Annotated in this window: 12 protein-coding genes; 7 read left to right on the top strand and 5 right to left on the bottom strand. The window is 38.4% G+C overall.

What is annotated here, in order from left to right:
- Nucleotides 1–171: 171 nt before the first annotated feature.
- From ACTJKC_RS03970 to ACTJKC_RS03985, 4 genes are all read left to right on the top strand, one after another.
- Entirely contained in the window at nucleotides 172–1,017 is an 846-nt protein-coding gene (locus ACTJKC_RS03970) for a hypothetical protein (protein WP_440790412.1), read from the top strand.
- Entirely contained in the window at nucleotides 992–1,708 is a 717-nt protein-coding gene (locus tag ACTJKC_RS03975) for a hypothetical protein (protein ID WP_090985825.1), read from the top strand. The genes ACTJKC_RS03970 and ACTJKC_RS03975 overlap by 26 nt, the downstream gene beginning before the upstream one ends.
- A complete protein-coding gene (locus ACTJKC_RS03980; RefSeq protein WP_090985823.1) occupies nucleotides 1,705–2,496 on the top strand; it encodes a PRTRC system ThiF family protein in 792 nt (263 codons plus the stop codon). The genes ACTJKC_RS03975 and ACTJKC_RS03980 overlap by 4 nt, the downstream gene beginning before the upstream one ends.
- A gap of 244 nt (nucleotides 2,497–2,740) precedes the next feature.
- Nucleotides 2,741–2,920 (top strand): histone H1, encoded by a 180-nt coding sequence (locus tag ACTJKC_RS03985; protein ID WP_090985931.1) that lies wholly within the window; start codon nucleotides 2,741–2,743, stop codon nucleotides 2,918–2,920.
- A 166-nt stretch (nucleotides 2,921–3,086) separates the two neighbouring features.
- Here ACTJKC_RS03985 and ACTJKC_RS03990 read toward each other — a convergent pair whose 3' ends face one another.
- From ACTJKC_RS03990 to ACTJKC_RS04005, 4 genes are all read right to left on the bottom strand, one after another.
- Entirely contained in the window at nucleotides 3,087–3,650 is a 564-nt protein-coding gene (locus ACTJKC_RS03990) for a hypothetical protein (protein ID WP_090985821.1), read from the bottom strand.
- A gap of 49 nt (nucleotides 3,651–3,699) precedes the next feature.
- Nucleotides 3,700–4,836: a sensor histidine kinase gene (locus ACTJKC_RS03995; protein WP_440790415.1), complete on the bottom strand. Its 1,137-nt coding sequence runs from the start codon at nucleotides 4,834–4,836 to the stop codon at nucleotides 3,700–3,702.
- A gap of 193 nt (nucleotides 4,837–5,029) precedes the next feature.
- Nucleotides 5,030–5,758 carry a LytR/AlgR family response regulator transcription factor gene (locus ACTJKC_RS04000; protein ID WP_090985817.1) on the bottom strand — a complete coding sequence of 243 codons (729 nt, stop codon included), beginning with the start codon at nucleotides 5,756–5,758 and terminating at the stop codon, nucleotides 5,030–5,032.
- A 111-nt stretch (nucleotides 5,759–5,869) separates the two neighbouring features.
- On the bottom strand, nucleotides 5,870–6,133 hold the full coding sequence (locus tag ACTJKC_RS04005) for a helix-turn-helix domain-containing protein (protein WP_090985814.1): 264 nt from the start codon (nucleotides 6,131–6,133) through the stop codon (nucleotides 5,870–5,872).
- A gap of 610 nt (nucleotides 6,134–6,743) precedes the next feature.
- Here ACTJKC_RS04005 and ACTJKC_RS04010 point away from each other — a divergent pair.
- The 3 genes from ACTJKC_RS04010 to ACTJKC_RS04020 are packed head-to-tail and all read left to right on the top strand — an operon-like array spanning nucleotide 6,744 to nucleotide 11,959.
- On the top strand, nucleotides 6,744–7,310 hold the full coding sequence (locus tag ACTJKC_RS04010) for a TlpA family protein disulfide reductase (RefSeq protein WP_090985812.1): 567 nt from the start codon (nucleotides 6,744–6,746) through the stop codon (nucleotides 7,308–7,310).
- A gap of 10 nt (nucleotides 7,311–7,320) precedes the next feature.
- Entirely contained in the window at nucleotides 7,321–10,575 is a 3,255-nt protein-coding gene (locus ACTJKC_RS04015) for a SusC/RagA family TonB-linked outer membrane protein (RefSeq protein WP_316845005.1), read from the top strand.
- A 25-nt stretch (nucleotides 10,576–10,600) separates the two neighbouring features.
- Nucleotides 10,601–11,959 (top strand): RagB/SusD family nutrient uptake outer membrane protein, encoded by a 1,359-nt coding sequence (locus tag ACTJKC_RS04020; RefSeq protein WP_159435273.1) that lies wholly within the window; start codon nucleotides 10,601–10,603, stop codon nucleotides 11,957–11,959.
- A 57-nt stretch (nucleotides 11,960–12,016) separates the two neighbouring features.
- Here ACTJKC_RS04020 and ACTJKC_RS04025 read toward each other — a convergent pair whose 3' ends face one another.
- Nucleotides 12,017–12,403, bottom strand: coding sequence for a hypothetical protein (locus ACTJKC_RS04025; protein ID WP_090985806.1), 387 nt, complete (start codon nucleotides 12,401–12,403; stop codon nucleotides 12,017–12,019).
- Nucleotides 12,404–12,489: the final 86 nt, after the last annotated feature.

A 12,489-nucleotide genomic window follows, 5' to 3' on the forward strand; every position in this document is an offset into this window, starting at 1 on the left:
AATGGTTTTTTAAACCACCATTTCTTACCTGTACTTAAAAGCTACCCCCATGAACTGAAAAATTGGAGGAAATTTGAAAAGGATTTTTTTCAGTCCGCTAAAAATCTGTGTGCCTTATATGGTATTGCAATAGATTACCATAATCAAAGTCCATATCCGCAAAATATAGCATTGGCATTCGCTGAACTGAACAAAAAAATGGCCTTATTGGATGATAGCCTTTCCCTTAAGATTATATCCATCGAGGAAAGCCTTGCATGTTTAACTACAGTTAAGCAGTTTGATACAGGGATGACCCTTTTTTATCTGCCAGTTGAACCGCTCAATACTCTACTGGCAGATAAAGCCCGAAAGGAAACGGCTGAACTGCTGTTATCGGTCTGCGCATATCTTTATCAGATAGGAGGAGTTCCCTATCATGAAGAAGATAGCAGCTATCTATATTATATCTACGATAATGTAACAGAGTGGAGCAGCGAACCGGAGTATTTCGAAGAATTAGGTCAACAGGAAGTCTATCTTAATGAGATTTTGCAGAGCCGTAAAAAGGGGTTAAAGTTGTTGGAAAGGCTCAAAAATCCGGTGAATTTAAAAACCTTAAAAAAAAGGCAAGAGCAGTTCATTCCTAAAACCAGTGCAGAAATCACACTTCACCGCATTGCCCAAAGGGTATGTAAAATGATGAATGATTACCCTAACCGCTCAATAATGGACAGTATTTATGGTGATCAGTTTTGTAAGGGTAATGATGGGGAAAACATAATCATGGCCGACCAGTATATCTCCTTTATGTGGAGTAATTCTGATCATTTATACGATCAAATTATTGAATGTGTCAATGCAGAACTTAACGAGTTTGATTCTATCGATGAACCGTTAAGCGTTCAGTTTTTCGATTTGCAGCAGGATCAGCCTGTTCACGACCTTTCTTTTGAAAAGGAGTTCTTTGATCTTTTAAATGAAATATCCGATAATCTAAATGACTTTCACAATGAAAAATATAACACCACTTCTTGATCAGATTTTTATGCCTTATAAAGCGTTGCTGTTCTACTCGTCACAGGCCGAAGGCAGTCATTATGTAGAGAGTTATGATATGGACAGCTTAGGCAGACCAATAAATGCCCATCCGTTGTCAATAAAGGAGAGCAGGCAACTAGCGGAATCACTTAAAAAAAGTGATAAAGAAAAACATACTGCTTTTTTACAGCCCGAGGGGCTTATTCCCGAGAATATTCTTTACTTCAGTTCCGCAGGAGACGGTTGTGCAGTTTGGTTTACTCCAAGGTGCAGGCAGCATCTACTTTTTAAAAAGGAACTTGGCATCGGTGACGGAGAAGCCATGTTGCCGCCCCTTTTGTGGAGGGCTACCAAAAATCATTTGTGGGTTTGGGCGTTGGGCAAAGAAAACAGACCTGATTTATCTGCACCGTTATACTTCGCCCCCTTTTTCAATTGTTACATAGATGGAAGGGTATGTATGGGCAATGTGGACATCAATGTGCCAAAGGACTGTAGATTGGAGCGGTTTATGGCGGAGTGGGAAAAGTATTTTTTCGGATCGGCTTTTAGCCATCTATTAGAGCAGGTTTCACCAGTAAAAGGTAACATCGTGCAGCTATGGAAAAGGCAGGTTGGCAAAGTCACAGATTTTCCTATTTCAATACTCAAAAAAAATGGCAGAAAACTTAAAGATATCCTATCATGAATGGCATAAAAAAACGGGTACACATTGTTTACCCTTACCTCTTAAATCCTACCAATCCTATTTCAGTTAACCTGATCGGTGCAGGAGGAAGTGGCAGTCAGATGCTTACAGCCCTTGCAAGGATCAACCATGCTCTAAATGTGCTTGGGCATGCAGGGCTGAATGTTTACGTATTTGACCATGATACAGTTCAGCGAGCCAATCTCGCAAGGCAGCTTTTTACCGAAAATGAGATAGGATTGAATAAAGGAGTTGCACTCATCAACCGTGTTAACCGTTTTTTTGGGACGGATTGGAAGGCTATGCCCTACGGGTATAATATAAGCACTGCGAAAAAACGTTTGGCTAATATTACCGTTTCTTGCGTTGATACTATTGGGGCCAGGCTTGAAATAGAAGAAAGTCTCCATTCGGGGAAAGAACACCACATTGATCGTGATTCCGCTATTTATCTGCTTGATCTTGGTAATGGCAGGGATTCGGGACAGGCTGTGCTATCCACCGTTGGAGAAATTAAGCAAGCTAAATCTTTAACTTTCGAGACAGTTGGAATGCTACCTTCTATGGTAAATGAGTATAAAGTAATGTTAGAGAATGGAGAAGAACTGGATAATCAACCAAGCTGCTCTTTAGCCGAAGCCCTTGGAAAGCAGGATCTTTTTATAAATTCTGCACTCGTGAATATGGCCGCATCTCTTTTGTGGCAGATGCTAAGGGTGGGCATCATAGAACACAGAGGGTGTTTTCTCAGTTTGGGAGGTTTCAGATCACAGCCGATAGCGGTATAAACTTATTCCAAATCGCCCGGCGGCGGGCTACGCCCGCCCGTTTTTCGGCAGCTGTTTTTGCCCCCCACATTTCAAGGCTAAACAGACTGCCGTGTGAAAAAATCAGTTTACCCGTGATACACATAATAGTGACATTTGTCGGCCGTTGGTTTTTTGGATGAAATGTTTAGTTTTGGCCCTGGAATCAATTCTGAAAGATAAAACAATTAACAGTGAGGTCTTTGACCGCAAAAAAAGAAAAGTAATGGATAAATTCAAAAAAGTACAGGAAGTGATCGCTTCAGTTGAGGCTGATGTTGCAAAATTTTATGACAATGGAAATGCAGCTGCCGGTACACGGGTGCGCAAAGCAATGCAGGACTTAAAGGTTTTAGCTCAGGATATCAGAACTGAAGTAACAGAAAAGAAAAACAGCGAAAAATAAACAATAACTGTTTTGGGATAAAAACCACTGATCAGCATCAGTGGTTTTTTGTTTAGTTAATAAAAACCTTCTTTGTGATATTTAAAATATTGCCAATTTTAGATCATAATCCAGCACGATAATTTGTGAAAATTAGCAATGCAATAGAATGTGGGAAAGCATAATATCATAAAGGATAATTGTAATTCACTTTCTTCTTGGAATATTCGTAGGCATGGTTCTTATCAGCTATGCCAAGTTCATCATAATATTTGTTCGCAGCTAACTTATATGTGTTGAACAGCTTTTTTCTTGATGCAATTTGTGTGGCACTGAACATCCAGCTTTCATCCCCACTAAACCTGAAACAAAGTTCGCTATAGATCTGTGCACGTAAGAGTTTCGCACGTGAATCAAGTATTTTTTCTTTGATTGCCAGCTCAATCATATCTTTTGCTATTGTCAGATTCTCTAAAGTTCCCTTAGTCCTTTGCGCGGGTGCAGCAAGCATCTGGTTATAACTATAATATAACAGTGATCGGTAGAGGAGGGCGGTTGTGTCTTTTGGTGATTTTTTCAGAACCTTATCAAGACTATCGGTAACAGGATTATATTTTCCTTTTGGTGGTACCAGGATAAGCCCATCTTCGACCGTCCGCAAGGTAAAGTTAATTACCCGGGTTGCGGGCAATTGCGCACTTGCAAAAAATGGAAGCAAAAATAAAACGGTGGGTATGATATATTTTTTCATGGTGTGGTGTTTTTTAATGTATTATTGACAGATGGAGGTTCCTGATAAATCAATCTAATAGGGGAGCGATAATCCGTACATCAAATATCCCTTCAGAAGTGCTGTATTCCATTGATGCCTTACTACCATAGATCAGTTTAAGCCGCTGTCTGATATTATCCAGTCCCTTATTCATACTTTGTGACGTTTTTTTTCTATTGAGAAGATTTCTAGAAGTAATTACGATCTGGTCATTTATCAGGCCGATATCAAGATTGGCCGGATTTTCAGGGTCCTGAAAAATACCATGTTTAAAGATGTTTTCTACCAGCGTTACGAGCACCAGTGGAATAAAATTCTTGGATACCAACTCCGCAGGATAAGTAAAATTTATGCATATATCATTTTCAAACCGGGTTTGGTGCAATATAATCAGCCTGTCTATCTGTTCCAGTTCATCCTTTAAAGGGACGGTCTGCTCACTGAACTCACAATTAATGCTGTAACGCATAATATCGGAAAGCTGCATAACCGCTTCTGCTGATTTCGGCAATTTACCATAAACGTCCTGATAGATAAAATTTAAGACATTGAACAGTAGATGGGGATTGATCTGCGCTTTAAGGTATGAGTTTTTCGCGTTTGCCAGTTCTATCTGAAGTTCGCGTTCGGAAAGAATGCTCTGGTAGTATTCCGTTTCCGTTTTCTTACGAACCTCTATCTCTTTTAGATGCACAAGAAAGAGGTAATAAAATCCTGCTGCTCCCATAAAGATCAACGATCTCCATAGCTGGTTGAAAATATACGGTTTACCTATGCTTATTTTGTGATAACTGTACCAAGTGGTTTCTTTCAGAAGATACGTGTCTATGCCATAGCTCGTAAATAGGTAGAAAAAATAGACGGCCCCCAAAAAAGTTGGCAGCTTCCATATCCAATTATTTCTAACCTGAAAAATCCGGTGATACAGCCATAGCGCACATAGATAGAATAAGCCTATGTTCTGTATATAATGATAGATATAACTCTTGGCATCCCCGAATACTCCAGTAGCCAACCCGATTATACCTGTCTCGGCACTGATGAAAAGTGCCCAGCTCAGAAAGTGGATTTTATACCTGGATAGTAAAATCGTAAAGTGCTTCATCACGGCCATAATATAATTTGGTAAAACCTCTAATACTGCTGGTGTAATAACTTCTTTCAAGCTTTAAAACACGGCTAGTTTCATAAAAAAAAAGCTATGAAACGCACCGAAAAGCGGCTGAAGAAAAAAACAGTTTTTGTCTTTAGCTCGGCAGGGAACCGAAATTCCCATGGTACTGATCCGACTACATCAAGTATCCTCATTACTATTACTGGAGGCATCGCAGATGCAAACCGTTAATTGATCAATCTTGCTAAATCCGGCCGGTAAGCAAAGTTTTTTCTTCAAGAAATTTTATGAGACCTTTTTTATAGGTTTCGCCCATTTGAACCTGATGGCCCTGTCCAAGGTTTATCGTATTTCCAACAATTTTCTGGATCTTTCTTGCATTGATTATATGTGATCGATGGACCCTATAAAAAAGATCTTTGCTGAATATTTTTTCAACATCCTTCAATGTCAGATAAACAAGTTGTTCAGTTTTGGAAGTTACCATTGTAACATAATTTTTTGCACCTTCAAAGTACAGGATGTCCTGCTTTTTCAATCGTGTAAGTTTCCCCTTTTCGCCCGTTTTATAAAACTTGATATTTTTTCCAGGTTGTTGCTTTAAGGAGAGTTCGTTCTCCATCACTCCAACAACTATTTGGGTGAATTTGGCTAGTTTGATAGGTTTCAATAAATAGTGTGTAGCCCTAACTTCGAAAGCTTCAAGAGATCGGTCAAATGCACTGGTGAAAATTATCGACCTGACCTTAGGTTTTAGCTCGAGAGCCAGTTCCAGTCCAGTAAGATAGGGCATTTCAATATCTAGAAATATGATGTCGATCTCATCTTCAATACATATTCCGGATAATGCTTCTAGAGGGTTGTTGAATGTTTTGACCAGTTCAAGATTGGGAATAGAACTGATATAAGTGGTGAGTAGCAAAATGGCATGGCGTTCATCATCAATGATGACGCATCTGATTTTGTTTTTCATAAGCGGTAGTTTGGGATGGTTTAATTTTTCTTTTATTTCATTGATTTAGTTTTACTGATTAAACAATAAGGATAGTCGAAGAGCGGTTTAATTTACAATTTAAATGATCATTTATTTAGGGTAAATTCGTTCCAGGTCTCCTGCGAACGGTTCATCAGGGAAAAAATCCTTTATGGAACATTCCAAGATTTCGGCAATTTTATTTAAATGGTTTAAATTGTATTTATCATCGGTTTTCGTACTCTCAACGTTTCCAACAAATTTTCCGCTCAGCCCCATTTCAAGCGATAATTGCTTTTGACCATACTTCTTTAAAAGCCTGATTTCCCTCACTTTATCAATTACAAACTGCTCTATTTCAGACGCTTTACCCATTTTGACTAAGTAAAGAATAAACAAAAAAATGTTTGCCCTACTATAGTAGGGTTTTTGATATTTTTCGTATATTTGAGATATATTAATTAGGTATTAATAAGAGTCTTGCGGTCGCAATTTCTGACGCCGTGACGTAGGACAGCAGTTTAATACCCATATCTATGTGTAGAAATCAATATATTTGTATTTCGAAATAGATGTGGGAACTGCTGTAATTCCGTGTCACTTAAGGCGTCAGAAACTTTATTGCACCACGGTTGGTAGTTCTCACATTTATTGAACTCAATCACCAAGACTCGTATAACCAATACGAGGATGAAAATAGACAATCACAATTCAGAACTAACTAACCATTGTTTTAAGAATGGATTGTATGGTTTTGTCCTCTATTTTCTAAAATTTTTATTAAATTTTTCAATTGTCTTATGCTACTGTCCCTTTAATAGGATGTATGCATTAAAGCCTAAAAACCCTGAGTGATCCCCCTGTGCCTACAGGAGGCAGTGCTTAATTTAATATAGGTTTAGTATTGGTTCTTGGCCTCCTGTGAGCATTTAATTTTTTCCGGATTCACCGGAAAAGTTTCATTTAATCAACTAACTAACAAATCATGAAAAAAACGATATTATTTATCGCTATGGCTACGCTATGCTTATTTTTTAAAGCTAATGCTCAGCTTAAATACCAACAAAATGTTAAAAATGAAGCCTTTGTAATCGGAGATAAGGTTCCTGATCTTATGTTCGACTCAGTTTACAACCATATTTCGAAAACTTTAAAATTATCGGATTATAAGGGTAAGGCTATTATTCTTGATTTCTGGGGAACATGGTGTAGTACATGCCTTAAATATACTCCCCACATGCAGGAATTTCAAAAGAAATATGGGGATAGGCTAGCCATTATCTTAGTGGATGATGCCAAAAGGGATACTGAGAAAATCCTGATGGACTTTCTGGAAAAAAGAAAAAGTGAGGGCCGGGAAATAACATTACCTATTCTTCTAAAACCAAAAAACACAAGGATATGGTTTCCTCATAATGTATTTCCTCATTATGTATGGATCGGTGCAGATCAACGAATAAAAGCAATTACTGGCCCAGACGAACTGAAGGAAGAAAACATTTCAAGATTAATCGCTGGGTTGAATCTTCATTTACCGGTAAAGGAGAGATAATATGGTAAAGATGAATTTTAGTAATTACAGACTAAGTAATAAAGCACTATGGATCATGGCATTTTTGATGACCCTGCTTTCAGTTTCCTCTGTATTTGCTCAGAATCCCCTGACTCAGGATGGACGCAACATAATAAAAGGCCAGGTGTTTCTTCCAGATGGGAAAGGCGTTAATGTCATTTTGCGCTCTGGTTCAGGCGGTACACGTACTGCAGATTCAACTGGACGTTTTATTGTTGAGTTGAGAAGATTGCCAGATACGTTAAGATTTAATGCAGTCGGATATATTACAGTTAGTAGAATAATCCGAAATCCTGAAGAAAGTAAAAGATATCTCTCAGTTAAAATGGTGCCTGAAATCCGTGATCTTGGTGATGTGCAGATTAGTACAGGTTATCAACGGGTAAGACCTAATGAGGTAAATGGCAGTGTTTCTGTAATCGATGAGAAAAGGTTAAATGCAAGAACGGGAACCAATATTCTGGACAGAATTATAGGTCAGACTTCAGGTGTAACACTGAATGTTGGGAAAGCTAATGGGAACCCACAAAATACAACCGGAATATCCATCCGTGGTCTGGGCACCATCAATGGTCCTCTTGATCCTCTGATCGTGGTTGATGGATTTATATATGAGGGTAATATCAATAACATTAATCCTTTTGATGTTCAGGATATTTCCATTCTTAAAGATGCATCAGCGGCTTCTATTTGGGGTGCAAGAGCAGGAAATGGCGTTATAGTTATCGCTACCAAAAAAGGTCGGTATAATCAGGATATCGTAGTTTCATTCAATGCAAACACGACAGTTAACGAAAAACCCAATTTAGGTTCGTTTAGGACGATGAGCTCGAGTGATTATATAGACGTCGAAAAAATGTTATTTGAAAAAGGGTTTTTTGACAATCGTATTAATACTGGATATCAGGCTTTGACCCCTGTTGTAGAAATATTATTGGCTTTGAGATCTAATAAGTTAACAAATGTAGAGGCTACTAAGCAACTTGATTTATTAAGAAGCAAAGATGTTAGGGATAGCTATCTGAAATCATTTTACAGACACGCCGTAACCCAACAGTATGCATTATCAATAAGGGGGGGAGCTATTAATAATTCTTACTCACTTTCAGCAGGTCATGATCAGACGGTTGATGAAAGCTATTCCTCCACTCAGCGAACTAACTTACGTTTTGCGCATAGTTATAAGGTTAGCTCAAAGCTTACCTTATCAACCAATATCTTACTCACAGCCGCTTCTTTCCAAAATGGAAGACCCGTTTATGGCAGCTTAAGTTCTGCAGGTAGGCAACCGACATATCTGAAATTTGAAGATGAATTGGGTAATGCTATTCCGTTGGCTCAGGTTTATCGGCAAATATATACTGATACTGCCGGCGGCGGTAAATTGTTGGATTGGAAATATTATCCTGCTAATGAATATGAAAATACAATATTTAAACAGAAGCGGAGGGAAATCTATGGATCAATATCATTGAACTATAAAATTCTATCCTTCCTTTCGGCCGATCTTACATACCAGCAGCAGTTTCAGCAGGAAATCTCAACAGATGACTATTCAGTAAACAGTTATTACGCAAGAAATCTTGTTAACAGTTATTCCCAATTAAACAGATCTACAGGTATCGTGAAATATAATATTCCCAAGGGAGGTATATCACGGGTTGCACAGAATAACATTAACTCTGCGACCTACCGATTCCAATTGAATGGAATTAAAAATTTTGGTGTCCATTCTGTTAATATTATTGTCGGCGCAGAGGCGAGAAACAGTGGAACCGATGGTAATACTAATTTATTTTACGGGTATAATGGCGATCCTTTGACATACGGGAACGTAGATTACATTAATAGTTTTCCCAATTTTATTACTGGAAGTACCAATCAGATTAGCTCTGGTGACGTACTCACAAAACTTGATTATCGTTTTATTAGTCTGTACGGAAATGCTGTATATTCTCTGAAAGGAAAATATACAGTATCTGCAAGTGTTAGAAAAGATGGCTCAAATATTTTTGGGGCAAATACCAATGATAAATGGAAGCCTTTGTGGTCAGCTGGATTAGGATGGACTATTTCTGACGAGAATTTTTATAATTTAAGAGAGCTTCCCATACTAAGGCTAACATCAACATTTGGGTATAGTGGCAATGTAGACCTTTCAAGAACGGCATCACCTGTGGGGCTTTATGGTTCTAATGCGATTACTGGACTACCATACGTCAGGATTAGAACGATCAATAATCCCGATCTCAAATGGGAACAGCTTTCCCAGTTAAATATAAAAATTGATTTTGCAACCAGAAAGGATCGAATTAAAGGTTCAATTGCTTATTACATAAAAAGGGGATCTGATCTATATGGACTCACTCCATTCGATTATACGGCTTGGGGCGGAGCCGCTGATGTTACCAGAAATGTGGCTGATATGAAAGGCTATGGTGTAGATGCAGAATTTCATTCCCTCAATGTTCAATCGGGTAATGTTAAATGGGATACGGACCTATATTTTAATTACTCTGAAAATAAAACTGTTAAATATTACAGGCAGAGTGTGACAGGGATATTTGGGCTTTTGGGTGCTGGACAGTCTATTACACCCATTGAGGGAAAACCCTTGTATGCAATAGCAGCATATAAGTGGGCAGGACTCAATTCCAGCGGCCTGCCACAAGGTTACTTAAAGGGAGCCGTAAGTACAGATTATGCTGCAATTTCTGCGGAAGGAAATCTAAATGGCGACAATATCAGGTACATAGGCCCAGCAAGTCCAGTTTACTTTGGCTCTTTGATCAATTCGTTTAATTTCAAGAACATAACTTTATCTTTTAACCTGAGTTATAGGTTTGGGTATTTCGCGCGAAAAGAGACTATTTCCTATAATTCTCTAGTGAATTCTGGAATTGGAAATGCTGATTATGAGAAGCGCTGGCAGAAGCCGGGGGATGAATCGTTCACCAATGTTCCCGCATTTATCTATCCAATAAATGGTCTAAGTGATTCTTTTTACCAAAATTCAGAGGTCAACATAATTCGCGGTGATAATATCCGGTTAGATTATGTCAATCTTGGATATAGGTTCGATGCGGGTAAATGGAGATTTCCGTTTCGAACTTTTGATCTTTTTTTTAATGCCACATCTCTTGGGATAATCTGGAGGGCAAACAAGGATGGTATCGATCCTGATTATGTTGGGCGCATCAACCCATTTAAGGGTTACACATTTGGGATCAGGGGAAGTTTTTAATGCTAAAAATTTTAAAATAAACGTTATGTACAGATTCAGCATATTATTGATACTAGTGGGCATGAACATTTTGTCTGGTTGTGACAAATACCTCGATAAAAAATCTGATGCCAAACTAATCGTTCCAAAAACTGTAGACGACCTCCAGGGAATGCTTGACGATGGCGCTACTATGAACCTGATGAGAACTCCATCTTATGGAGAAAGCGAAGCAGATGATTTTTTTCTACTCCCAACAACACTTAGTGGATTTAACCAGACACTAAGAGACGTATATCTTTGGAAATCTATAGACTATAGATTTGGGAATGACTGGTCAGACGCCTATCTCCCAGTGTATAATTCCAATTTATGTCTTGAGATACTACCCACCATTCCTAGAGATGACTTAAACTCAAAACAGTGGGATAATATTAAAGGATCAGCGCTTTTTTTTAGAAGTTATTATTTTTATTGCTTGACTACAACATTCGGTTTAGCATATAACCCGGCAACTTCAGAAAGGGATCTGGGAATTGTTTTGAGACTATCGTCCGATTTTAATGTCAAATCGGAGCGGGCTACGGTAAAAAAATGCTTAGATAGGGTTATCTCGGATATTGAAGAATCGCTATTGTTATTGCCAAATGTAGGAGAGAATACCTTAAGGCCTTCCAGGGCAGCTGCGTTTGCCTTATTGAGCAGGGTGAAGCTCTACATGGGTGATTACGCTGCCGCATTTAAATATGCCGATGAATGCCTGAAAATAAAGTCAAGTTTGATAGATTATAATTCAGATACTGATTTATTGGGGATTGATCTAAATGTCCCGTTTAAGCGGTTTAATAAAGAAACTATTTTCTACACAGAACTTAACTTCGGATTTTCAATTCATTCAACTTCAAGAGGGAAAATTGATACCCTGTTATACAACTCCTATAGTGCAGATGATCTGCGCAAAAAAGCGTTTTTTAGGCCGAATGGTCAGTATCAGCAATTCAAGGGCAGTTATGCCTCAAGTTCAACAACTTTTTTTAGTGGTTTGGCAACGGATGAGATGATCCTAAATAGAGCAGAGGCGAATGCTTACCTTGGAAATATAGAAGCAGCTTTGACAGATCTGAATTTATTAAGGAAAAAAAGATGGAAGAACTCAGTTCCTTTTATACCTGTCACAGCGATAGGGAAAGTTGATGCACTTTCTAAAGTCAGGGAAGAGCGGCGGAAGGAATTACTTATGAGGAATATTAGATGGGCTGACATCAAAAGATATAACGTGGAAGGTGCTGGGATTACACTTAAGCGGGCATTAAATGGAGTTATATATTCTCTTGAGCCAAATTCCAAGTTTTATGCTTTGCCATTGCCAACTGACATCATTGAGCAGGGATTGCAACAAAATTAGATTAGTTAATTGATAGTGGAAACAGGGCTGGACTGGATAGTCCTGCCCTAGTTTCATTTACTGCTGATTATTGGCGTAAGTCATTGACCCGTCCGAAGACCCGGTTACACGGGCAAGACTGGCTGAACTTAAACCCGCAGTCAGGTTCAAAGTGGATTTTACTGTTGGCGCAGTGTCTGGATTATTCACATAACTACGATCAATAGTGATCTCACAAGCTTTATCATTACCACTGCATTCGTCTTCTGGAGGAGTAGTGCTCCAATTGTTTTCATCCTCAACCTCACTGATAGTGTAAGTTGCTGGACCATGATAATAAAAGGTAAAAGCTTCAAATTTTGAAATTTTACCATTCGCAGCCTTAAATGCAGACTGCGTGAACAAAACTGTTAAACCTAACAGTAATGCGTAGGCTCCAAAGCCTATTTTGCGTAATGTATTCATATTTTAGTAGGTATTTTTTGCTTGAAAAAATATCCAAAAAAGTTTAGTTGAATTATGGTTCAAATTATTGTAATCGATAACAGAAA

Source organism: Pedobacter sp. 22226, from assembly GCF_052045455.1.
Lineage (GTDB): Bacteria > Bacteroidota > Bacteroidia > Sphingobacteriales > Sphingobacteriaceae > Pedobacter > Pedobacter jeongneungensis.

Coding starts and splice junctions, on each gene's coding strand:
- ACTJKC_RS03975 (WP_090985825.1), top strand. CDS start 992: ATGAAAAATATAACACCACTTCTTGATCAGATTTTTATGCCTTATAAA.
- ACTJKC_RS03980 (WP_090985823.1), top strand. CDS start 1,705: ATGAATGGCATAAAAAAACGGGTACACATTGTTTACCCTTACCTCTTA.
- ACTJKC_RS03985 (WP_090985931.1), top strand. CDS start 2,741: ATGGATAAATTCAAAAAAGTACAGGAAGTGATCGCTTCAGTTGAGGCT.
- ACTJKC_RS03990 (WP_090985821.1), bottom strand. CDS start 3,650: ATGAAAAAATATATCATACCCACCGTTTTATTTTTGCTTCCATTTTTT.
- ACTJKC_RS04000 (WP_090985817.1), bottom strand. CDS start 5,758: ATGAAAAACAAAATCAGATGCGTCATCATTGATGATGAACGCCATGCC.
- ACTJKC_RS04005 (WP_090985814.1), bottom strand. CDS start 6,133: ATGGGTAAAGCGTCTGAAATAGAGCAGTTTGTAATTGATAAAGTGAGG.
- ACTJKC_RS04010 (WP_090985812.1), top strand. CDS start 6,744: ATGAAAAAAACGATATTATTTATCGCTATGGCTACGCTATGCTTATTT.
- ACTJKC_RS04015 (WP_316845005.1), top strand. CDS start 7,321: ATGAATTTTAGTAATTACAGACTAAGTAATAAAGCACTATGGATCATG.
- ACTJKC_RS04020 (WP_159435273.1), top strand. CDS start 10,601: ATGTACAGATTCAGCATATTATTGATACTAGTGGGCATGAACATTTTG.
- ACTJKC_RS04025 (WP_090985806.1), bottom strand. CDS start 12,403: ATGAATACATTACGCAAAATAGGCTTTGGAGCCTACGCATTACTGTTA.